General features: G+C 44.4%; 18 protein-coding genes and 24 tRNA genes. 7 read left to right on the top strand and 35 right to left on the bottom strand.

Annotated elements, in window-relative coordinates; translation table 11 throughout:
• The first annotated feature begins 135 nt into the window (after window positions 1–135).
• Window positions 136–834 carry a homing endonuclease associated repeat-containing protein gene (locus tag E5S67_RS18075; RefSeq protein ID WP_172189547.1) on the top strand — a complete coding sequence of 233 codons (699 nt, stop codon included), beginning with the start codon at window positions 136–138 and terminating at the stop codon, window positions 832–834.
• Here the strand turns inward: E5S67_RS18075 and E5S67_RS18070 are convergent.
• From E5S67_RS18070 to E5S67_RS17955, 24 genes are all read right to left on the bottom strand, one after another.
• Window positions 806–882, bottom strand: a tRNA-His gene (locus tag E5S67_RS18070). The genes E5S67_RS18075 and E5S67_RS18070 overlap by 29 nt on opposite strands.
• Window positions 883–887: 5 nt before the next feature.
• Window positions 888–960, bottom strand: a tRNA-Ala gene (locus E5S67_RS18065).
• Window positions 961–1,009: 49 nt separating this feature from the next.
• Window positions 1,010–1,092 (bottom strand) — tRNA-Ala (locus E5S67_RS18060).
• Window positions 1,093–1,098: 6 nt separating this feature from the next.
• Window positions 1,099–1,172: transfer RNA gene (locus E5S67_RS18055), tRNA-Arg, on the bottom strand.
• Window positions 1,173–1,505: 333 nt separating this feature from the next.
• Window positions 1,506–1,578: transfer RNA gene (locus tag E5S67_RS18050), tRNA-Arg, on the bottom strand.
• Between the two features lie 4 nt (window positions 1,579–1,582).
• A tRNA-Val gene (locus E5S67_RS18045) sits at window positions 1,583–1,657 on the bottom strand.
• 5 nt (window positions 1,658–1,662) lie between these two features.
• Window positions 1,663–1,734: transfer RNA gene (locus E5S67_RS18040), tRNA-Gly, on the bottom strand.
• A 59-nt stretch (window positions 1,735–1,793) separates the two neighbouring features.
• Window positions 1,794–1,864, bottom strand: a tRNA-Gly gene (locus E5S67_RS18035).
• A gap of 5 nt (window positions 1,865–1,869) precedes the next feature.
• Window positions 1,870–1,946 (bottom strand) — tRNA-Thr (locus tag E5S67_RS18030).
• 173 nt (window positions 1,947–2,119) lie between these two features.
• Window positions 2,120–2,193 (bottom strand) — tRNA-Leu (locus E5S67_RS18025).
• 123 nt (window positions 2,194–2,316) lie between these two features.
• A tRNA-Pro gene (locus E5S67_RS18020) sits at window positions 2,317–2,389 on the bottom strand.
• A 4-nt stretch (window positions 2,390–2,393) separates the two neighbouring features.
• Window positions 2,394–2,474 (bottom strand) — tRNA-Leu (locus E5S67_RS18015).
• 23 nt (window positions 2,475–2,497) lie between these two features.
• A tRNA-Leu gene (locus tag E5S67_RS18010) sits at window positions 2,498–2,574 on the bottom strand.
• Between the two features lie 29 nt (window positions 2,575–2,603).
• A tRNA-Gln gene (locus E5S67_RS18005) sits at window positions 2,604–2,677 on the bottom strand.
• A gap of 5 nt (window positions 2,678–2,682) precedes the next feature.
• A tRNA-Gln gene (locus E5S67_RS18000) sits at window positions 2,683–2,761 on the bottom strand.
• Between the two features lie 10 nt (window positions 2,762–2,771).
• Window positions 2,772–2,846, bottom strand: a tRNA-Asn gene (locus E5S67_RS17995).
• 6 nt (window positions 2,847–2,852) lie between these two features.
• A tRNA-Phe gene (locus E5S67_RS17990) sits at window positions 2,853–2,925 on the bottom strand.
• A gap of 4 nt (window positions 2,926–2,929) precedes the next feature.
• Window positions 2,930–3,016: transfer RNA gene (locus tag E5S67_RS17985), tRNA-Ser, on the bottom strand.
• 4 nt (window positions 3,017–3,020) lie between these two features.
• A tRNA-Tyr gene (locus E5S67_RS17980) sits at window positions 3,021–3,094 on the bottom strand.
• 34 nt (window positions 3,095–3,128) lie between these two features.
• A tRNA-Tyr gene (locus E5S67_RS17975) sits at window positions 3,129–3,210 on the bottom strand.
• Window positions 3,211–3,214: 4 nt separating this feature from the next.
• Window positions 3,215–3,291, bottom strand: a tRNA-Glu gene (locus E5S67_RS17970).
• A 79-nt stretch (window positions 3,292–3,370) separates the two neighbouring features.
• Window positions 3,371–3,444, bottom strand: a tRNA-Cys gene (locus E5S67_RS17965).
• Window positions 3,445–3,519: transfer RNA gene (locus E5S67_RS17960), tRNA-Glu, on the bottom strand.
• A 132-nt stretch (window positions 3,520–3,651) separates the two neighbouring features.
• Window positions 3,652–3,725 (bottom strand) — tRNA-Asp (locus E5S67_RS17955).
• A 6-nt stretch (window positions 3,726–3,731) separates the two neighbouring features.
• Here E5S67_RS17955 and E5S67_RS34060 point away from each other — a divergent pair.
• Both E5S67_RS34060 and E5S67_RS17950 read left to right on the top strand, forming a co-directional pair.
• Window positions 3,732–3,854 carry a hypothetical protein gene (locus E5S67_RS34060; RefSeq protein WP_278187183.1) on the top strand — a complete coding sequence of 41 codons (123 nt, stop codon included), beginning with the start codon at window positions 3,732–3,734 and terminating at the stop codon, window positions 3,852–3,854.
• Window positions 3,855–4,220: 366 nt separating this feature from the next.
• Window positions 4,221–5,045 (top strand): biotin--[acetyl-CoA-carboxylase] ligase, encoded by an 825-nt coding sequence (locus E5S67_RS17950; protein ID WP_246276845.1) that lies wholly within the window; start codon window positions 4,221–4,223, stop codon window positions 5,043–5,045.
• Between the two features lie 250 nt (window positions 5,046–5,295).
• Here the strand turns inward: E5S67_RS17950 and E5S67_RS17945 are convergent, their stop codons facing one another.
• Together E5S67_RS17945 and pdxA are read right to left on the bottom strand one after the other, a co-directional pair.
• Window positions 5,296–8,904 carry an OmpA family protein gene (locus E5S67_RS17945; protein WP_172189545.1) on the bottom strand — a complete coding sequence of 1,203 codons (3,609 nt, stop codon included), beginning with the start codon at window positions 8,902–8,904 and terminating at the stop codon, window positions 5,296–5,298.
• A gap of 114 nt (window positions 8,905–9,018) precedes the next feature.
• Window positions 9,019–10,122: a 4-hydroxythreonine-4-phosphate dehydrogenase PdxA gene (gene pdxA / locus E5S67_RS17940; RefSeq protein ID WP_172189543.1), complete on the bottom strand. Its 1,104-nt coding sequence runs from the start codon at window positions 10,120–10,122 to the stop codon at window positions 9,019–9,021.
• 70 nt (window positions 10,123–10,192) lie between these two features.
• Between pdxA and petM the strand changes: the two genes are divergently transcribed.
• From petM to E5S67_RS17925, 3 genes are all read left to right on the top strand, one after another.
• Complete coding sequence (gene petM / locus E5S67_RS17935; RefSeq protein WP_172189541.1) at window positions 10,193–10,297, top strand: cytochrome b6-f complex subunit PetM; 105 nt, start codon at window positions 10,193–10,195, stop codon at window positions 10,295–10,297.
• Between the two features lie 194 nt (window positions 10,298–10,491).
• On the top strand, window positions 10,492–11,469 hold the full coding sequence (locus E5S67_RS17930; RefSeq protein ID WP_172189532.1) for an NmrA family NAD(P)-binding protein: 978 nt from the start codon (window positions 10,492–10,494) through the stop codon (window positions 11,467–11,469).
• A 1-nt stretch (window position 11,470) separates the two neighbouring features.
• A complete protein-coding gene (locus E5S67_RS17925; RefSeq protein ID WP_172189530.1) occupies window positions 11,471–12,388 on the top strand; it encodes an NAD(+) kinase in 918 nt (305 codons plus the stop codon).
• Between the two features lie 377 nt (window positions 12,389–12,765).
• Here E5S67_RS17925 and E5S67_RS17920 read toward each other — a convergent pair whose 3' ends face one another.
• The 6 genes from E5S67_RS17920 to E5S67_RS17895 all read right to left on the bottom strand — a co-directional run bounded on the left by E5S67_RS17920 (window position 12,766) and on the right by E5S67_RS17895 (window position 16,404).
• Window positions 12,766–13,842 carry an ATP-binding protein gene (locus E5S67_RS17920; protein ID WP_172189528.1) on the bottom strand — a complete coding sequence of 359 codons (1,077 nt, stop codon included), beginning with the start codon at window positions 13,840–13,842 and terminating at the stop codon, window positions 12,766–12,768.
• Between the two features lie 142 nt (window positions 13,843–13,984).
• A complete protein-coding gene (locus E5S67_RS17915; RefSeq protein ID WP_172189526.1) occupies window positions 13,985–14,158 on the bottom strand; it encodes a hypothetical protein in 174 nt (57 codons plus the stop codon).
• Window positions 14,155–14,532 carry a toxin-antitoxin system TumE family protein gene (locus tag E5S67_RS17910; RefSeq protein WP_479686984.1) on the bottom strand — a complete coding sequence of 126 codons (378 nt, stop codon included), beginning with the start codon at window positions 14,530–14,532 and terminating at the stop codon, window positions 14,155–14,157. Before E5S67_RS17910 ends, E5S67_RS17915 begins: the two co-directional genes overlap by 4 nt.
• 48 nt (window positions 14,533–14,580) lie before the next feature.
• Window positions 14,581–14,853: a hypothetical protein gene (locus E5S67_RS17905; RefSeq protein ID WP_216670546.1), complete on the bottom strand. Its 273-nt coding sequence runs from the start codon at window positions 14,851–14,853 to the stop codon at window positions 14,581–14,583.
• A 143-nt stretch (window positions 14,854–14,996) separates the two neighbouring features.
• Window positions 14,997–15,602, bottom strand: a complete 606-nt coding sequence (locus tag E5S67_RS17900) for a hypothetical protein (RefSeq protein ID WP_172189523.1) — start codon at window positions 15,600–15,602, stop codon at window positions 14,997–14,999.
• 355 nt (window positions 15,603–15,957) lie between these two features.
• A complete protein-coding gene (locus E5S67_RS17895; protein WP_246276844.1) occupies window positions 15,958–16,404 on the bottom strand; it encodes a hypothetical protein in 447 nt (148 codons plus the stop codon).
• A 13-nt stretch (window positions 16,405–16,417) separates the two neighbouring features.
• Here E5S67_RS17895 and ppsA point away from each other — a divergent pair, with 13 nt between their 5' ends.
• Window positions 16,418–19,027 (top strand): phosphoenolpyruvate synthase, encoded by a 2,610-nt coding sequence (gene ppsA / locus E5S67_RS17890; RefSeq protein WP_172189522.1) that lies wholly within the window; start codon window positions 16,418–16,420, stop codon window positions 19,025–19,027.
• 60 nt (window positions 19,028–19,087) lie between these two features.
• Here ppsA and E5S67_RS17885 read toward each other — a convergent pair whose 3' ends face one another.
• The 3 genes from E5S67_RS17885 to era form a co-directional block, all read right to left on the bottom strand.
• Window positions 19,088–19,273: a DUF5615 family PIN-like protein gene (locus tag E5S67_RS17885; RefSeq protein WP_172189521.1), complete on the bottom strand. Its 186-nt coding sequence runs from the start codon at window positions 19,271–19,273 to the stop codon at window positions 19,088–19,090.
• An 86-nt stretch (window positions 19,274–19,359) separates the two neighbouring features.
• Window positions 19,360–20,280: a hypothetical protein gene (locus tag E5S67_RS17880; RefSeq protein ID WP_172189520.1), complete on the bottom strand. Its 921-nt coding sequence runs from the start codon at window positions 20,278–20,280 to the stop codon at window positions 19,360–19,362.
• Window positions 20,281–20,581: 301 nt separating this feature from the next.
• A complete protein-coding gene (gene era / locus E5S67_RS17875) occupies window positions 20,582–21,493 on the bottom strand; it encodes a GTPase Era (protein ID WP_216670547.1) in 912 nt (303 codons plus the stop codon).
• Window positions 21,494–21,552: the final 59 nt, after the last annotated feature.

The following is a 21,552-nucleotide window of genomic DNA, read 5'->3' as shown; positions in this document are numbered from 1 at the left end:
TTTATCGTGCACACTAGCTAATTTAGGATGATTACATTTACGTCAAGGAGCTTAACTACACAGAGGCTTTGATTGTTTTCGGAGATGTCTACACCCCATTTAAGAGTAAGATGGCAATACCTTTAAAAGCTTGTCATGCAAATCACTCAAGCTCAACTAATAAAATGGTTCCAAGAATACTATCTGTCTCACGGTGAAGTTCCTGCCTTAAATAAAGTTAGAGATAAAAGTATTCCTTGCCCAGTAACCCACAATACAGTTGTCAGAAAATTTGGAAGTTGGAATAATGCTTTGAAAGCAGCAGGCTTACCGTTATTTGTCAAACCAATCCTAGCGAAGGAAGTAGTTTGTTTTACCTGTGATAAGGTTTTTTATAAACAAAGACACCGACTACAAGAGGGCAAACCCGATTTTTGTTCAACTTCATGTGCAGCCACTTACAACAATTGCCATAAAAATTATGGAAATCGACGATCTAAGCTTGAAGATTGGATTGAGGAGCAGCTTTTCAACCTTTATCCAGAGATAGAAATTTATTTCAATCGCAAAGATGCCATAAATGCAGAGCTTGATATATACATTCCCTCTCTAAATTTAGCTTTTGAGTTAAATGGCATTTTCCATTACGAGCCAATTTATGGGGCAGAAAAACTAGCGTCTATTCAAAATAATGATAGTCGCAAGTTTCAAGCCTGTTTAGAAAAGGGAATTGAATTAGCCTTTATTAACTGCTCTCAACAAAAAAAGTTTCAGAAATCCAACTCTCAAAAATACCTTAATATCATAACCTCCATTATCAATTCAAAGGTGTCCGACGGGTCTCGAACCCGCTAATAACTAGCTTCACAGGCTAGCGTCTCGGCCGCTTCGACTTCAGATACCGCAACTGGAGTCAAGGAGGATCGAACTCCTGGCCTCTTGCGTGCAAAGCAAGCGCTCTACCAATTGAGCTATGACCCCGCGTAAAAGATTCACCTGTGGAGTAAATCAAAAATCAAAAATCAAAAATTGGTGGGGTGGATTGCGATCGGATTTGAACCGATATCTTTCTAACAGCCAGTTAGATGCTTTACCAATTAAGCTACGAACCCCAGACAGCAGGATCGGTAGGACTTGAACCCACAACATTCGAGGTAGAAGCTCGACACTCTATCCAGTTGAGTTACGCTCCCATGTTTTTTGTTAATGCGCGATTCCCTATGGGATAGCTGCGCTTCACGCACTTTGACGTGCAAGTTATCAGAGCATTGCGTTTTCTCAGTTACTAGAGGGACTCCGCCGATGAGTTATTACACACTCTTTAAAGGATGGCTACCTTTAAGCCAACCTGCCGGGTTCATCGCACTCCTCGTTCTCAAACGCCCGCTGATTTTGACAGCGTTACCTTTCCTCTCGTACTAAAGTATGTAGGCTCCAAAGATTGGGGCACGCAAAGGGCGATCGCTCTTACTATAAAAAATTATCCATTCAATGGAATCAACCTCCTTAAATTAAAGCAAAAACAACGAGAGTGGTAGGACTTGAACCCACAACATCCGCGTCCGAAGCGCGGCGCTATATCCATTGAGCTACACTCCCATATTGGTAGTCCTGACAGGATTTGAGCCTGCAACATCTTGCTTGTAAGGCAAACGCTCTACCGTTGAGCTACAGGATTACAAAAGCGGATGATGGGACTCGAACCCATGCGCTGAGAATGGCATACTCAGATGCTAGCCTTTACATCACACCCGCAAACCGATTTTAGATTGGAAATTGGAGATTTTGGATTGAAAAAACCTCTCGTTTAGCCAAGCGGATAACGAGGCTCGAACTCGTGCCTAGAGTTTGGAAGACTCGAATGCTACCGTTACACCATATCCGCAATTGTGGGGCTGGTGATAGGAATTGAACCTACAACCGACTGATTACAAATCAGTTGCTCTCCCTAATTGAGCTACACCAGCGCGCCAAGCAGATGGCGAGATTTGAACTGGCAAGAAAGCTTTACAAAAGCCTCATCTTGTCAATTACATCACACCTGCATTTTTGGTGGCGGGGGCAGGAGTTGAACCTGCTATTAAGAGGCTTATGAGACCTCCAAGCCTACCCAGGCTACTTCACCCGCGATGTCACCAAATACCCCTGACTGGCATCGAACCAGCACTAACTAGATCCTAAATCTAGCGCCTCTACCGATTGGGCTACAGGGGCAAAACGATTTGAGATTTGAGATTTTAGATTGAATAAAACCTCATACCCCTGACAGGCCTCGAACCTGCAAAAAACACTCGTTCTGAGCGAGTGATGTTTTCCAATTACATCACAGGGGTAAAGTCGGGATGGTTGGATTTGAACCAACGACTCCATGCTCCCAAAGCATGGCTTCTGGCCGCTGAATTACATCCCGTTTATGCTCCTAGTGAGACTCGAACTCACACTCAAAATAAAACAGATTTTAAGTCTGCCGCGTCTGCCAATTCCGCGACAGGAGCAACTAGAAACTTAGTTAAAAATTTGGTACTCCTGGTGAGATTTGAACTCACACAACACAATTTTTGAAACTGCGGCCTCTGCCAATTGGGCTACAGGAGTGTAATTTATCTGCTTTGGTAATAGCAGAACTGGGAAGGCAGGGATCGAACCTGCATTTTTTCGCTTTCAAAGAGCGGTGCCATACCGATTAGGCGACTTCCCAATAATTGGGTGCCGGGGTAGGCTTTGAACCTACATAAACTCCTATTTCAGAGATAGGCGACTTTACCAATTTGTCTACCCGGCAATTTAAAAAATGGCTGCCCCAGTAGGACTCGAACCTACAACCTAGCGGTTAACAACCGCTTGCTCTACCATTGAGCTATAAGGCAACGCAATCCCCCAAGTCAGTATCGAACTGACGACCTCTTGTTCTTCACACAAGCACTCTACCAACTGAGCTATCGGGGGAAAACGGAGAAGGAGGGATTTGAACCCTCGACGGCTGTTAAACCGCTCTTTCTTAGCAGGAAAGCGCCTTAAGCCTCTCGGCCACCTCTCCTCAGCGAGAACGGAGGGATTTGAACCCTCAATCTTCAGTTTTATTAACTGAGATGTTATCCGGCTACACCACATTCTCAAAATTGCAACTGCGGATTAAATGCAGTTACAAATGGGTCGGGCTGGAATTGAACCAGCAACGCTTTAAGCTACTGTTTTACAGACAGGTACCCACGCCAATAGGAGAGCCGACCCAGTTTGGAAGTGCTGACGGGAGTTGAACCCGCAATCACTTGGGTGAAAACCAAGCGGCTTAAACCATTTGCCTACAGCACTATCGATTTTAGATTTTAGATTTTGGATTTTGGATTGCTCTTTGAGATTTGAAATTGCTCCTGCGAATAAATAGGAACAGAGGTTAGGGCGGGATTTGAACCCGCGAAAATCGGTTTTGCAGACCGACGCCTTCAACCACTCGGCCACCTAACCTGGGAGTCCCGACGAGGTTTGCACTCGCAATCTTCTCCTTGAGGGGGAGACGGCTTGACTTTTGCCTACGGGACTTTGACCCCCGCCGAAAAACGGATACTTGCTTTCCGACAGGAGGTGTGGATTTTAGACCAAAGTTCCAATTCCGAGATTCTTCTCCTGTGGAGTAAATCTAAAATCTAAAATCTAAAATCTAAAATCGACTGACGGGAGTAACGAGACTTGAACTCGCAACCTTTCGCTCGACAGGCGACTGCTCTGACCGGTTGAGCTATACCCCCGCGAAAATGAACAATATTCTGTCCTTGAATTACTCAAGTTGGGACGGGGTGGCGGTTGATTCCGCGTACTACAACCCGATCGGGCTATTGTTGCCGGAGTCTACACCGCCGATGTCCACAATTATGTGACACGATTAACTTCCTATTCTGTTTTCAAGGTTCATATTGCTGGTGGGATAAGGCTTTGAAGCTCTTTCCCTTCGCCATACATTTATACTACATTGCATAATACAAGACTGTCAAGGGGGTAATACAACTTTTTTTAAAATTGGGTTTTTTAAAGGGGTGTCGATCGCTCCAACCAACCCTCTGCGTTCCCTCAAACCCATATAGATCAATAGATTGTGCGGCTAAACTGATGTGGTGGCGTAAGGTAAATCTGATGCTGAAACTGTAGTACACTCCAATTTCTCTGAATTCTCGCCGTCGCGCGAGGTCGCACTTCTGGAAAATGCGATAATCAGCTTTTAGATATCAAATACTACAAATCAAACATTGTCTGAATTGCCTTTAACTCCCGTGCCCGCATCCACAGAACCCGATCGCCCAAACCTCCATCACTGGCTACACTCCTTGGATACCTGTCCGAGTACCAACAGTTGGGCGATCGCCCGCGCGGCCCAACTACACCACGGAGATGCAGTATTTACTAGGCGACAAACCAGCGGGCGCGGCCAACACGGGCGCACCTGGCACGCCCCAAGCGGTGTCTTGACTGTTAGTTTTGTACTCGACAACCTCAACCCCACTCTGTTGCCGGGACTCAGTTTAGCAGCGGGTTTAGCGGTGATTTACGCGATCGAAGATTTGGTTCCCGACTGTCGCGATATGCTGCGCCTGAAATGGCCAAACGATGTCTGGATCGATCGCCACAAATTAGCCGGAATTCTCTGCGAAGCAACCAACGGCAATGTTTCTGGCAAAACTCGCGCCGTTGTGGGAATTGGACTCAACCGCTGCGTAGATTTCGTGGCTGCGGGATTGGATGAAAGGGCGATCGGCAATGCGGTAAGCTTGCATTCTATTGCTAGTAAAGTACCCGATGAACTGTGTTTGCTCGATCGACTGCGACACTATTTACTCGAACTAGCCGATATGTTTTCTACCACAGACAAGCCAGCCTCCAAGTCCGGTTTAGCGCTACTTTTGCCGGAATTGCGCCGCCGCGATGCGTTGATTGGCTGCCCGGTGGCGATCGAACTTTCCTCGGAAACTATCTGCGGAGAAGCCGCCGGCATTGACGGAAGCGGCCGCTTGTTAGTATGCTTGGCGGGCGATCGAATACAAGCCTTTACCTCCGGGCGAGTTCGATTAATTTAAGAGGAAGAAGGAAGAAGGAAGTTCGGCAACGGATTCTGTAACGGATGTAACGGATGTAACGGATGTCAGGAAGAAGGAAGAAGGGAAATGCAGTCAGAGCAATATTTTCAGCGATTAAAAATGTCCTAACCTTCTTGCCCGTTACTATAAATTAAGAGAAATAAGTCATTAGGGAAAATTCCCAATTAACAATGCCCGATGCCCGATGCCCTATGCCCAATTCCCCATTCCCCATTCCCAATTCCCCATTTTAATTTATCACCTCAAATACTACCAATCTGTTCAGCCACAGCGGTTGATTTGGTTCCACACCTTCGGGACGACCCTTAGTAGAAGCAACTTGTATTCTGTTGCCATTTATCCCTTGTTTAACCAAAATACCTTTCACATTTGTCGCCCTTTCCAGTGCCAACTTTTGATTTTCGGCCGGATTGCTTTTAAAATCGCTGTAGCCAATTATCCTTAAATTTTTCGTGCTATTTCCCTCCATATATTCCTTGACTTTGCTAAGCTTTTGTGCTACGTCTTTCGCCTGTAAACTTGCCGAACCGGCACCGAAATACACGCGAACTGCCATTATTTTTGACTGCGGTTTAGTTCCTATTATTACTGTATTTGTTACAGACTTCACCCCCGGAATTTTCTCAAAAGCTTGAGTAATTTTCTGAGCATCTGGCACTTTGCTCACGCTACCTGCAACGGCGACTTTTCCCTCTGCATAACGAGCCGAGATATCAATGCTTTCTACTTTATTCAAAAGAGCTGCCGTCCGCTTGACATCGGCTTCGACTAAAACCGGATCGGGAGGCACTTCAACAGCTATAATTTTATTTTCAATTCCTAATTTTGGAGCCGCTTGCTGAGCGATTTTCTCCGCTTTCGATCGCAGTTTTTGATTCGGCACTCGTCCAGAAATCTCCAATATTTTATCTTTAACATCTGCCGCGAGGCGATAAACCGATAACTCCGGAGCAGATTGTAAAGCTAAATTCGTATCTGCTTCTAAGCTCGCTTCAACTCCACTGCGGTATTGATGAATTCCCCAAGGTACACCAATTACACCTAACGCTGCCAAACAGATAATTGGTAAAATTGGAAGTTGAGGAGATTTAACTTTTACCTCTGTATCGATTAATTTTTGCAAGTACGAGTTTACTTCTGCGGGCACAGTGGCTGGATCGCCGTTAAATGACTGGATTTGAACCCCGTATTCTTGAACAATCTTTTTGAATATCGCTCGCATTTTGTACTTAAACCACTGGCGGGTTTCTCCTTGCATAACTACTGCCAGATAACACGAACCCGCTACTTCCAATACGATCGTAGATGTGCCGTATTCTATAGCATCAATTTCTGCAATATTTCTCGACTGAGATATGCAATCGTTGACAACCGCCCGAATAGCAGTCAGCATCCCTGCTACCGTGTCTAATTCTAGCTGTTCGCGTTGAGAATGCTGCACTGCTGAAATTACTAATCCCGATTTTGCTTGAATTAAAAAAACAGCTTTAACACTCAGTGCTGTTGTTTCTTTCATCAGCAATTCTGCTTCAGAAATGCCCTGAAATTTGGCTTTAATTTTGCGATTAATTCCCTCTGGACTTAAAGCTGATTCGAGTTTTTCATTAATCTCCCGCATCCTCTCGGCGATGTATTTTAAAATCGTGCTGCCGATAATCGGATAAAGTGCATCCGACATTGCTTCTCGCTTGAGATGAATTTGCTGTTTGATAGCGGCGGCCATTTCCGGCGCGAGCGCCATTGCAATTTCATCGGGCGATTCACTGATTCTGTGGCTGATTCCCACAGGAATAGCCGGCGATATGGCTACTCCCATCGACTGCCTGTTTTGTCTGGTTTTCGTATTAATTACTTCATCAATTATCGGAGCTATGGTTTCGGCAAATGATTTTTTTGACTCATTAATTGTTTGAATCATCATTTCCGGAAAGATGATTTTAATTCTGGCGAGTAATTCTTCCCGATTGCCTCCCCATTCAGCATCAGTAATTTTGCGATCTAGTTCCCCTACTTGATCGTTTAGTCTGTAATTATAACCTACAACTTCATCTAACAATGGTAAAATAGATTCGAGAACCGATTTTTTTAATTGGGCGTGATGGCTAACCATCAGCTCATCAATCAAAGGTTTTAGTAAATCTGTAAACAAGTCTGTCGATTCATAAATCCGGTGTTCGATCGCCACAATCTGTTGTTCGATCTTCCCGAGTCTTTGATCGATCCTTTTATTCTGAATGATTGCATCAACAGCCGGGGCGATCGCAGATTCTATCTCTAGCTTTGCTTCGCCGATGTTTCGGGACAACATTTCTACAATCACTGGCATTATTCTTGCCATCAACCCTTCTATTTCGGCTAAAACTTGCTGCTGAACTGCGACAATCTTACTGTCATTATTTAATATTTGTGCTGCAATACCGCTGTTTTGAATAGCTCTGTTGACAGCCGGTGCGATCGCCTCTCTCACCTCTAACTTTGTCTCGTCGATTTTCCGGTTCAGCGACTCAATCATTAACGGCATCAACCTTGCCATTATTTCTTCCGGCTGAGATTTTTGCTGTCGCTGAAGATTATTTAGTCTACTTTCTACGTCGCTCAATTTTCCTTGAACTTCTCTTTGAAGAATTGCTGATTCTATCAAAGGTTCGATCGCAGCTGCTACCTCTAATTTTGATTGATCGATTTTCCGGTTCAGCAAATCAGTTATTGCTGGCATTAGCATCGCCATTATCTCTTCTGGCTTCTGGATTGGCGACTGTTGCGTAGCCAGCCGGCGCTCGATGATACTCAATACTTTTTCTTCTATTTCTACCCAAGCTATTCTTACTTGTACTGAGGGTGCGACACTTGCTATAACCTCTAACTTCAATTCACTAATTTTGCGGTTCAGCAACTCGCTAACTACCGGTACTAGCTGCTTGATTAAATCTTCTGGTTGCTGCTGGTAACGCTGCTGAATATTCGCAACTCTATCTTCAATTCTTACTACGTGTTCTTCAAGTCCGTTTTGATTGTAAATTACTTGATTGACTTTCGGTGCGATCGCCGAAGCTACTTCTAACTTAGACTCCTCTAGCTTGCGGTTGAGCAGCTCGCCCACCACCGGTATTAGCCGTTGCATTAACTGTTCTGCATTCGGCAGTTGCTGCTGGTTGAATTTAGCAATTTGATTTTCCAAATCCGCTAATTTCGTCGGCAATTCGAGTCCATTAATTTTATTATTGCTCGCGAGTTCCATCGCCTTTTTGAATTCAGACTTCAACCCCTCTAATTCTTCTCTCACTAACTCAGGAATTAACGGTCTCAGTAAATTCCTCAACTCTTCGGGCTCAGACATGAGCTGCTCAAAATTTTCTAACCTTTGTTCCACGCTCAAAACATTACTGTAAAATTCCGGTAAATCTCTTTCAAACAGCAGTTGCTGTAACCGCTTAAACTCCTCCACTGCTTGTTCTAATTCTTCCTCCGACGGTTTATATTTTTTTTCTACATTCGCTATTATAGATAAATCAGGTTTTTCATTATTGTTTTCTTGTCTTTGAGAGGGCATCTCTTCATTGTCAGTTAATACTTCGGGTACAATAGGCGGTGATTCGATCCGAAAAGACAATTGGTTGCGCCGATTTTCCTCATCCTCAAATCGCTGAACAGACTTTTCAGAAAGCGGTAATTTCAGCTCGCTTGGTTCTTTTTTTGATTTTTTTAATAACTGGAATTCAGTCAGTATGGTTAGCAATTCCTGAAGTTGCTCTCCAGCTTTAGAACTTGCCATAGTTGCATCAGAAACCTCTTTTTCTGACTGATATATTTTGCCTGAATTATCATTAGATGGTGTCATACTGCGCTACCCAAACGTGATTTTAATCTACCGAAGGAAATTATCAGCTTGCTTGCCGCCTCACCCCAGCGAAAATCAATAGGAATGACACAATTTTTCCAAGCGTCAGGCGTACTAAAGCTCTCGCCCTATTTTAACTGCTGTTCTGCGACTAGCCAACTGAGCCGCCAACTGCAATGCTGCCTTCATGCTGGAGGCATCTGCAATCCCTTGACCTACAATATCAAAAGCTGTGCCGTGATCCGGAGATGTGCGGACAAAAGACAAGCCAATTGTAGTGTTGACAGCTTTGTCGAAAGCCATCAATTTTACTGGAATCAACCCCTGGTCGTGGTACATTGCCAAGTAACCGTCGTGAGCTTCTGTGGCTAAACCGTACCAAACTTTAGCCGGTTTTACCCACAGGGTATCGGGGGGTACTGGCCCGTCTAACTGCACTTGAGGAAAGCGATCGCGCTGCGTTTCCAACCAAGGTATCATCCAGTCTTGCTCTTCATTTCCCAGTTTGCCATTTTCGCCGCTGTGAGGATTTAAGCCAGAAATCGCTATTTTTGGTCTTTCCAGCCCAAAATCTTCCCGCAAACACTCTACCAGCAATTCTAGTTTTTCGCTCAGCAATTCTGGACTCAAAGCATCGGGGACTTGACGGAGGGAAATATGTGTGGTAGCCAGTAAAGTTACGAGCGTCCAGCCACTGTGGGGAGATGTGGCGGCAAACAGCATTCCGAATCGCTGCGATTTTGCCCTTTCTGCGAGGAGTTCTGTTTGTCCGGGATAATTGTAACCTGCCGCTTGCCAGCAAGTTTTGGAAATCGGGCCTGTCACGATGGCGGAGAATTCGCCGGCGATGGTACGGGCGATCGCGCTTTCCATGTAAGCAAAGCTAGCCGCCCCGCTAGCTGCACTCCCGACGCCCGGGACTATTTCGCCCCACTTGCTGTCTGGTTCAATATCAATAATGTTTAAGGTTTCGGGATTTGCCGCTTCTGCTGCTGGATTGCTCGATCGCAACTTATCGTAAGTTTGCTGCAAAACTATCCTAGAGCCTAGAACCGTCGCCCTCAAAGCAGCAGCGGGATCTGCCAATGCCTTGAGAATCACTTCCGGGCCAATTCCCGCCGGATCTCCCAGAGTTACAGCTAGTTTTGCTTCCCGATCGAGACTCAAGGCAGTTCTCTCCAACAAAATACATGAATTTGGGCACTGAAATTTTAGCATTCATGTAGCTGGTAGCCCCAAATTATATTATCTTTATTTAATGCGATCGCCCAATTGGACATATCAAATCATGAATCCTGAAATTTTCAATGCAGCCTTTTTGTCCTTTTCCCTAATTTTCGTGGGTATAGGTGGAGGCTTCCTCCTGCTCAAATTGCAAGGCGGCGAAGAATAAGTTTTTTTCAACCAATTCAGAAGCCTTCTACCTTATGCCTTCTGCCTTCTAGAGTCTGCAGAAAGCAAGCATTCTGCCGAAGATCTCAAGCCTAATATGAGAAAATATCAGGTTTTTGTTAAGTTTTTATAAAAAACTTAACAAAAACCTGATACCATCTTATAGAAAGTTTAAGATTCATAATTAATCCCTAGATGACTTTATTGATTGTAGGTGCCACCGGCACTCTCGGCCGCCAAATAGCCCGCCGCGCCCTAGACGAGGGCTACCAGGTGCGCTGTTTAGTCAGAAGTTACAGAAAAGCTGCATTTTTGAAAGAATGGGGCGCTGAACTCGTACCGGGGAACCTTTGCCAGCCAGACAGTCTGCCTCCGGCCCTAGAAGGCGTCAGTGCTATTATCGATGCAGCAACAGCCAGTGCTGCGGATTCTGTCAGCATCAAAAGAGTAGACTGGGACGGAAAAGTATCGCTGATTCAAGCAGCAGCAGCAGCAGGGATCAAGCGTTACATATTCTTTTCCTTTCTCGACGCCGAGAAATATCCTCAAGTCCCCTTGTTGGAAATCAAGCGCTGTACCGAATTGTTCTTAGCAGAATCCGGTCTAGACTATACGATCTTGAGACCTTGCGGCTTTTTGCAAGGACTGCTGAGCCTGTATGCAATGCCGATTTTGGACAATCAGGCAGTCTGGCTGCCCAACAAGCCGTCAGCCCTTGCCTACATGAACACTCAGGACGTTGCTAAATTTGCCGTCCGGGCTCTTTCCGTTCCTGAAACCGAGAAAAAAAGCTTTCCGGTTGTGGGAAATCGCGCTTGGGATGCTGACGAAATCGTGCGGTTGTGCGAACGGCTGTCAGGGAAGGAAGCCAAAATTACGCGCACCCCAGACGTCTTGTTGCAGGCTACTCGTAAATTAGCTACCTTCTTTCAGTGGAGTTGGAACGTAGCTGACAGATTGGCTTTTTCAGAAGTTTTGGCAGCCGGAAAACCCTTGAAAGCTCCTATGGATGATGTTTACAGTGTCTTCGGAATCGACCCCAAAGAAACTACTACTTTGGAATCTTATCTCGAAGAATACTTTAATCTGATTATGAAGAAGCTCAAGGAAATAGAGTACGAGCAGCTTAAGACGAAAAAACGGAGTAAACAAAAAATGCCCTTTACATTTTAAAGTGCCGAAAGCTGGGATTATATACAACGACGTTAAACCTGTGGCTTGTCGCATCGCCGCAGAGTTGGAAGACAAGCTGACTGCCCGCGGCTGGGAGGTTTGCTCGGTTTCTGGTTCCGGAGGAATTCTGGGCTATTCTAGCCCCGATCGCCCCCTGTGCCACAACCCGATCGAACAACTCGTCCCCCCCGGTTTTGACAGCGACATGGAGTTTGCAGTGGTTTTGGGCGGCGACGGTACGGTGCTGTCGGCATTTCGCCAAGTCGCTCCTATTGGAGTGCCGCTGCTGACTGTCAATACCGGTCACATGGGCTTTTTAACAGAAACTTATCTGAACTTGCTGCCGCAAGCTTTGGAAAAGGTAATCGCCGGAGAATACGAAATAGAAGAAAGATCGATGCTGGCGGTGCGGCTGTTTCGAGAAAACGACTGCCTCTGGGAAGCTCTTTGTCTCAATGAAATGGTGCTGCACCGGGAACCGCTGACTTGTATGTGTCATTTTGAAGTGGCGATCGGGCAACACGCCTCTATTGACATTGCCGCAGATGGAGTCATCATCGCGACTCCGACAGGATCGACAGCTTACGCCCTTTCTGCCGGCGGCCCTGTCATCATTCCCGGAGTGCCGGTGTTGCAGTTGCTGCCTATTTGCCCGCATTCAATGGCTTCGCGGGCTTTGGTGTTTTCCAACACCGAGCCGGTCAAGATTTTGCCGGCGAGTCCAAACCGCCTGGTAATGGTGGTAGACGGTAACGGCGGATGTTATGTTCTGCCCGAAGATTGGGTGCAAGTCGAGCGATCTCCGTATCCAGCCCGCTTTATTCGGGTGCAATCTTTTGAGTTTTTCCACATTTTGCGGGAAAAATTGGGCTGGGGCTTGCCTCACATTGCTAAACCGAGTTCCGTTGAGTTGCCTTGATAGTTGTTGTTGACATTCCCCGACTATCAAGGTACGGGGATTGTTGGCTCAACCAGTGGGCTTGCTCCTAGATATCATATCAAGTCCTAGCTGTAGGAGAGCGCAATTCCCGTTCCCGTTTTTCACCGAGTGAAGGGATTTTGATTTCTTTATCTGTTGATAAATCGTAGAATAAAGCAGCAATTAGTGTTGGTAATGTAGGGCGACAATTATCCACCGGAATCCTTAATTCTCGATCGAGCTTCCGAATCATCTCCAAGGTCAGGCAGCGTTTGCGAGATAACGTTGCCCATCACCCGCCGCCAACAACCTTTCTATCATAACAAATTACCTTTCGACAGTCGGTGTCCATGGGCGTTGTTAGGCATCCAGGTCACCTAGACATTCTCATAGCTTATTGTCACTGAGAATGATGTTGCATCTTGCGTAAAAATTGCTGGAGAAAGATTTTGATGCTTTAGCATTTTTTTTACCCATAACAACCCACTACCAACTAACTCAACAAGCCCTTTTTGTCGAAGCTGCAATGCTAATTTTTCATTCCTTATTACAACGTATCCTCCAGAAATTTGATTGTTACTAAGACTTAGAGGAGGCAATAACCTTCCAGGATTTTTTACCTGAATCGAAGTTGGCATAACCTTAATAATTACATCATTAGCTCGATCGTATGCGCGATGGACTATCGCATTTACTAATAATTCGCGAAGCAGCATGATAGAGATGCGCTCTTGGTGAATCAGAGGTGAGAAATTAGGAATAATAAACTCTTCTAATATAGAAAGTGCTGAGGATATTAATTCCTCTATTGTATCTTCAAGTCGATATTTCTTCCTAACGACTTGACCGCTAATGTCCAATACTTCTACTACTACTGCACATTTACTTTCAATGGTAGTGATAGATGAAATGATTTCGTCTGAGGGAACAATATTTTTTTCAATCTCAGATATTAATTCTTGAAAACGACTGTTTAGATAATTGCAAGGATCAGCAGGAATTTTCCATTTTTGATTAAATAATATATCTTTGCAAGGTAGAGCAATGCGTATGTCAGCATCCCAAGACAAGTTATTATATGGACGATGCTTTGCATTCCAAGATTCTTGTGAATAATAGACTTCTTGTATTTTTTTGCTGCCGTTTATAAACCATATTTCATTTGTTTCAGGACGGTAAATGGCAAGACATAAGTATGGTTGACGTTCTAAATATTTTTTCTTTAATCCCTGAATAAAATTATGTTTTATATTTCTTTTATCTGGAAATTGAACCGATTTAACTTGTATAGGAATTGTAATATTAAGTTTTCCAATTTTTACTCTGATGCTTACATCAATCTCGTCATCAATTTGTAAAGGTTTATCAATATTGAATCCGCATCGCGACAAAACTGCTATGACATTCATTTCGCCAGCAGTACCAGATCGGGTATTTCTTAATTTATTGGGCATTTATATAGTTTCCCTCACATGGCATCTGTAGTTTCGGTAGTTCATAGTTGGAATTTTTGAGAATCTCCTAGTTTGAGGTTTGGTGAAAAGATTGGATTTACGAGCTTGTTGTATGCTGCGCGATGAAGCGTATCTATTTATTCTACCAATTTTCTTTCGGTAAAGCTCTCGATCGAGCTTCCGAATCATCTCCAAAGTCAGACAGCGTTTGCGAGATAACGGTGAAGTTGTGCGGCGGCAAATCACCTCGAACTCCCACCGATAACCTCTGTTCCGTCCGCACCAACGCAGTGTTAGCTGGCGTGTATACGTTCATGATTGTGCGATCAATGCTTCAATCTCTTGGATTAAAGTAGGTAGGTTTGGACGTGTAAAACTGATATCTGGGGCTGGAACTCGATTGCGCTTTATTTCAGGTGGAATATGCTTATGGTGTGGGAAAGTTGATGCGAGTGATGGATCTTGTGGATGTGGGAAGTCATCATACCAGTACAGTTTTTCACTCCCTTGGTAAACCTCATATCCATAAGCAGTAATCAACCCCGCATCAAAATCAAGCTCTTCTCTCATGCGAAGTCTCACATTTCTCGTGAACCACACTTCACCCTCTGCTGTACCTGTGTATGGGCTGTTAGACCAAACCACAACTGTAGAGCGTTCAAGATCTGGGCGGGTTAGAATTTGCGACACAAATCGACTATATTCTGATAGAGAATTTAGAGGAGCTTCGCTCCTACTTTAATAAGTTGGCTGAAACCGTAGCGTATCAGCTAGTTCACGCTGATCAATTTGCTCCGTGTATGAGCCTTTCCGCCGCAGCCATGTTTCGTAAATCCCCTTCCAGCGGCTAAAGTCAGTCCGAGTTTCGTCGTATTCATCATAACAGGCGAGATCACCAGCAAAGATAGCTTTGTAGAAATCCTCGCTAAGGACAGCATATTTTTCTTCATAGAGAGTTAAGCGACGCTCCAATAGTTTCATCTCAACAACGAGTTCATGAATTTCCATCATTTGCATGTGGGATGATTTTAAGTAAAGGGTACTCATCTCAAACAATAAGGGCGAGTTAACAATATCGTAACTCACCCTACTTGATTAGAGGATCATACTGAATAAAGTGCTGTTAGCAATAGTGGCTCACTACAGCATGACCACTAATTACCAGACAGATTAGTCGTTTTCCCACCGCCACCAAGATTTAGACCATCTGGACTTAGATACACTTTACCGTTTTCAAAAGATGTAACCACTCTATCTCCATCGCAGGTCATCTTGTTGACTTTTACAGACCCTTTATAAACATTTTGGGTTCTTAAACTACCATCAAGACCTTGACCATCTGGGCTTCGATAAATATATCCTCCACTATATGCTACAAAAAGAGCGCCTTGGCACGATAACATAGCTCTAACTGTCTGTGATCCCGAATAGACTAGTGTAGTCTTTCCACTACCACCAAGACCTTGACCATCTGGGCTACGATAGATTTTACCTCCTTCAAATGCTGTGTAAACTGCACTACCGTATTGAGTAATAGCTACAGCTTTTGCTTTGCCGTTATAGACCACCACTGGGTCAGTCCCATTTGCAGGGTAGAAGAAAATTTGATTGTTCGATTGAATTTGATACCGCCCACTAGGAACTTGTGCTTGAGCATTGGGCAAGATAGTTGCACAAATGGCAGTGATTGTCGCTACTGCCGTCAGTCCTGCCGTAAGAATTCTAGAGAACTGTTGAGAGGAAAATTGATTGACTCTCATCGTGGTTTTGAGTTTTGATGATAAAGGTTTACTGCGGTATTTGCACCCAATAGGTGATCCTTGAGTCGCTATCTCTACCAAAAAGTGAAGCTAGCTAACTTATAATTGTATTGCAGTTGCGGTACAATACTGCATATATTCGAATAATACCGCAGCTCAAGAATGTATGTCAACCCCTTATTACTCCCCATCGGAATCTCCTTTCCTCGATCAAATTCGCCGCACGATTCGACTCAATCACTGAATCCGCCGCACTGAAAAAAGCTATCTATATTAGATTTTAGATGAGAGAGCATTTAGAGTCGATCGCACACCCTCGGCGATCGGAAAAATCGAGACATTCATCACAACTTCTTCACGCACGAATAACTGTAACGGTTCGCCCCATTGGTGTCAGATGAATTTCAGTATTCAGTCGTTCTTCTAATTCGATCGCATTCTCGCGTCGATCGAATATCACCAACCACCCTTCATCTTGTCCCAATCGAGCCAAATATCCATCTAACTGTTCCAACCCTTTACTCAACGGATCGACTTTCCGAGTTCGCCAAACCTTCAGTTCAATTCCCAATGTTACCTCACCATAATGCAAACATAAATCGATTCTGTCGCGTCCAATGGCATATTCCCACTCCAATGTTCCCCCACCATTAATCACTCGATGCAGAAATGCCATTAACACTAAATGAGGGGCTATTTCGGGATAAAATGCACTTTTGAGTGTCGAGTTTAAGTACAATACTCCGGTAAATCGTTTTAGCCCGAAGGATGTCATCAAAATTATCCAAGAAAGAATTGCCACAGGAGGTAAATATATGAGTTCCTATGTGCTTGGTTTTCAGGACATTGACAAAACAAAAATCATGGTTGTTGGGGGTAAAGGCGCAAACCTAGGAGAACTTTCCAAGATTGAAGGAATCCGCGTACCGGATGGCTACTGTATTTCTACTGAAGCCTTTAAAAGAATCATTGGGGAAACGTCGTCGATTAACGAATTACTCGATCGGTTATCGCTTCTAAAGGTGGAAGACCGGGATAAGATCGGTGAACTTAGCGCTGAGATTCGTAGGGTCATCGAAGGGATAGCCATTCCTCAAGACATTAATGAAGAGATCGCCCGCCTCATCTCCCGGCTTGATGAAAAAAATGCCTATGCAGTACGCTCCAGCGCAACTGCAGAGGATTTACCGACGGCCTCTTTTGCAGGCCAGCAGGATACGTATTTGAACATTATTGGAAAGGAGGCAATCTATCAGCATATCAGCAAGTGCTGGGCATCGCTATTTACCGAGAGAGCAGTAATTTACCGCCTTCAAAACGGCTTCGACCACCGTAAAGTCCACCTGTCTGTGGTTGTTCAGAAGATGGTCTTCCCGCAGGTGGCAGGAATTTTGTTTACTGCCGATCCCGTCACTTCTAATAGAAAAGTGTTATCCATTGATGCCAGCTTCGGACTTGGCGAGGCCTTGGTTTCCGGCCTGGTGAATGCCGATAACTATAAAGTGTGTAACGGCACGATTGTCGATAAGAAGATATCTACCAAGAAACTGGGTGTTTATGCCTTAAAAGATGGCGGTACGAAAGAACAGGAAATTGAGCCGGAGAGACAAAATAAGCAAGCGCTGACGGATGAGCAGATTGTACAGCTTGAGCGCACGGGCAGAAAGATCGAAGAACATTTCGGCTGTCCCCAGGACATCGAATGGTGTTTGGTTGATGATACATTTTATATTGTCCAGAGTCGGCCAATCACTACTTTATACCCCATCCCTGAAGCGAACGATCTGGAAAACCACGTCTATGTATCTGTCGGTCACAACCAAATGATGACCGATGCCATGAAACCATTGGGATTGTCTTTTTTCCTGTTAATGACCCATGCACCCATGCACACTGCTGGTGGAAGGTTATTTGTTGATGTTACAGCGACGCTGGCTTCACCTGTCAGCAGAGAAACTGTATTAAACGTCACATTGGGAAAATCCGATCCGCTCATGAAAGACGCACTTACAACCATCATAGAGCGGGGAGATTTTATAAAATCGTTACCCGACGATCGGAGTCTCGGCAAAAGCAGTAAAGGTCGATCGCCTGCTGATTTTCAAACCCTAAACGACTACGATCCGGCGATTGTTGCTGATTTGATTCAACAGAGTCAAACCTCGATCGAAGCGTTAAAACAAACCATCCAAACGAAATCAGGATCGGATCTGTTTGATTTTATCCTGGAAGATATCCAGCAATTAAAGAAGACCAACTCTAATTCACAGAGTTTTGGTGTGCTTATGACGGGTATGAATGCTTCCTCTTGGATCAATGAGAAAATGATGGAGTGGTTAGGTGAAAAGAACGTAGCAGACACGCTTTCTCAATCCGTATCCAACAATATTACTTCGGAAATGGGTCTGGAGTTGTTGGATGTTGCAGATGTGATTCGCCCGTATCCAGAAATAATCAATTACTTGCAATATGTAAAAGACGATAGCTTTTTGGATGAGCTGGTTAAGCTTGATGGTGGACAGGAAGCCCAGGACGCCATCTATGCTTTTCTCAACAAATACGGAATGCGATGTGCCGGAGAAATCGATATTACTAGAACTCGTTGGAGCGAAAAACCAACGACACTTTTTCCCATAATCCTTAGTAACATCAAAAACTTTGAGCCTGGTGCCGGCAAGCGGAAATTTGAGCAGGGGCGACAGGCGGCTTTGAACAAAGAACAAGAGTTGTTAGAACGATTGAAGCAATTACCGGATGGTGAACAAAAAGCCAAAGAAACAAAGCGGATGATCGGCCTAGTCCGGAATTTCGCAGGCTATCGTGAATATCCAAAATACGGCATCGTTAATCGCTACTTCGTTTATAAGCAGGCGTTGCTGAAAGAAGCCGAACAACTCGTACAAGCCAACGTTATTCATGAAAGAGAGGATATTTACTACCTCACTTTTGAAGAACTGCACGAAGTTGTACGCACAAATAAACTGGATTACCAGATCGTCAGCAAACGAAAAGACGAGTACAGATCATTTGAAAAACTAACTCCCCCACGTGTTCTCACGTCTGATGGTGAAATGATTTCCGGTGCGTACAAACGAGAAAACCTCCCGGCTGAAGCTATTGTAGGCCTGGCTGTTTCTTCCGGAGTTATAGAGGGACGAGCACGTGTCATCCTAAATATGGAAGACGCGGATCTAGAAGATGGAGATATATTAGTCACCTCGTTTACTGACCCTAGCTGGACACCATTATTTGTATCCATAAAAGGTCTAGTCACCGAAGTTGGCGGACTGATGACCCATGGAGCAGTTATCGCACGTGAATATGGCTTACCGGCAGTTGTCGGAGTAGAAAATGCGACCAAACTGATCGAAGATGGGCAACGAATTCGCGTACATGGAACAGAAGGGTATGTAGAAATCCTTTGACACTCCCCGACCTGAAGGTACGAGGATTCTTAAGACATTTCTGTCAAAATATTCCTATTGCTAGGGTTCCCAGGCTGACTGCGTTTGCACTAAGAAGTGCGCAGTCATATCTTTTGCATAATCCCAAACTATTAGGTCAATCGTTGCTTTCATTCCCACATCTCGAACGTGAAGCGAATTGGGGAAAATATCGCTCAAACGATTCGGCAAGTCGGGCGACAAATTTTCATCAAAAAGTAATTTCATTTAGAGGCATGGACGACAGCGAGGCTGAGAATGCAATGAGTTTTAGTTAAATCTATTTTTAAACGCCTTCAGCAAAATTAGCAGGTTTATGTCTTTGCCTCCAGTAGAGAAGCAATTTCAATCATTAATTTTCCACGCTCCTGCTTCATGTAATCAAGATTTGCTGACCAATTCAAAGCACGGATGATTTCTGCTGACTGACTAGCGGTAAGCTGATTGCTTGTTGCGACTCTTCTTAATGCTAGTAAAGCACTGTATTGGGTATAAGGCACTTCTAAAACACCAACTGCTCTAGAAACCAACAAATTAATATAATCAGTTGATACATTCCACTCAATGTATTTGTAAGCGGATAGACGTTCTCCTCCTCTATAGCTATTCAGCCGTTCTAGAACAGGAAAATCTGCAACTTTTGGAACTAAAGTCCACATTGTTGAGGAAATTTCATCCATCAATTTTGTTCGATTACGCCCAGAGGACATCTCCTCTCTAACCCTGTCGTAGTAGCCAGCTAACTGATCTATGCGCTTTAATGCTTCCATTGAATCTATGGCACTCGCAGCATCCACCAGAGCTATAGCGTCTCGGTATCGCCCCTCAAGCTGTTGCTGTGTCTCCTGAGATGTTAGGTCTATAGCTCCAACGTTTGATATTTTTTCCTCATATTGCTCTGATGCCTCTTGTACTCCGTATCTTAGCTTGATTCTAAGTAGATTAGTCTCGATTTCTTCAATACCTTGCTCACGCAACCAACCTAAAGAACCTTGCACCTGGGGAATTTGAGAGAGAACCCAAGGAAGTAAAAGGGGAAGCCAAAAAAGAAAAAGCAGCAACAAAGTTACTGATGTAACCTTTAATTCAACAGAAAAGCTCCAAACATTGCTGTTTACTTTATCTGATTTGAGAGAGATACTTAATACACTCAATATGATTAGGGCAAAAATGGTAATAGAATACTTCTTCCTTAGCGAAGGAGGCAGCCCCGACCTAAATGCTAAATCTTTCATTTTGATTAATGTTTCTAGCTAAAATTCTATTCATATAGCGCTCTACTACATTTTGTACGATGCAATCGCTATCACTGTAGAACTAACTACATAACCACAACTCACCATTTTCTATTTATAAACAATTCTACGACAATTTAGAACTTCGTCATTATGAATAGGCTTACGAATGTACCCCCGCAGATAACTCAGAGGCATAACTTATAATTGTACCGCAACTGCGGTACAATGTCGTTTATCAGATGAAATACCGCTAACTTAGGCATCATCTCGTTCATCTTGAAGACGGGCATACAAAATTTTACTCTTCTACCCGATAACCCAATTCCGCCAAACGAGTGCGCGACTGCCGCCATTTCGGCTGCACCTTGACAAATAACTCCAAATATACTTTGCCTTCAATTAACTTTTGAATCTGTTCCCGGGCCGCACTGCCGATCGACTTGAGCATACTGCCGCTTTTACCGATTAAAATACCTTTTTGGGAATCCCGTTCGACGTGAATTGTCGCCAGAATGCGCGTAATTTTTGCTTCTTCTTGAACAATGTCGATCGCGATTGCTACCGAATGCGGCACTTCTTCCCGCGTCAGCAGCAAAATCTGTTCCCGAATCAATTCGCCCATAATAAAGCGTTCCGGCTGGTCTGTCACCAAATCGGGCGGATAATAATAAGGCCCAACCTCCAAATGTTCGATTAACAATTTTTGCAGCGACTCGACACCCTCGCCCGTGAGAGCGGAAAATTTCACTACAGGCCACTCAGGATTGACAATTTGCTCGTAAGTTCGATCGATCAACACGGAATCCGACGGTTGTTCGTCCAACTTATTCATCCCCAAAATCACCGGAATTTTGGTATTGCTGAGAATTTCGACAATATATCGATCGCCCCCTCCCGATTCCACCGAACCATCCACCACAAACAGCACCACATCCACCGACTGAATCGCTGTGCGGGCATTCTGCACCAAAACCTTGCCCAATTGGTGGTGTGGCTTGTGAATTCCGGGAGTATCTACAAAAATAATTTGTGCTTCCGGTGTCGTTAGGATGCCCCGCAGCCTGTTACGCGTCGTCTGAGACACCGGCGAAGTAATCGCAATTTTCTGCCCCACCAACTGATTCATCAGCGTTGATTTTCCGACATTCGGGCGTCCGACAATACCCACAAAGCCCGATTTGTAACCCGCCGGAGCCACGGGAACACCCATAATGTCCGATACGTCGATAAATTTACTATCTTCCACTAAAATCACCTATTTTCAAGCCC

Source organism: Microcoleus asticus IPMA8 (genome assembly GCF_013179805.1).
In the GTDB taxonomy this organism is placed as follows: domain Bacteria; phylum Cyanobacteriota; class Cyanobacteriia; order Cyanobacteriales; family Microcoleaceae; genus Microcoleus; species Microcoleus asticus.
Note: the sequence above shows the minus strand (reverse complement) of the source record. Positions and strands in the feature narration are given on the sequence as shown.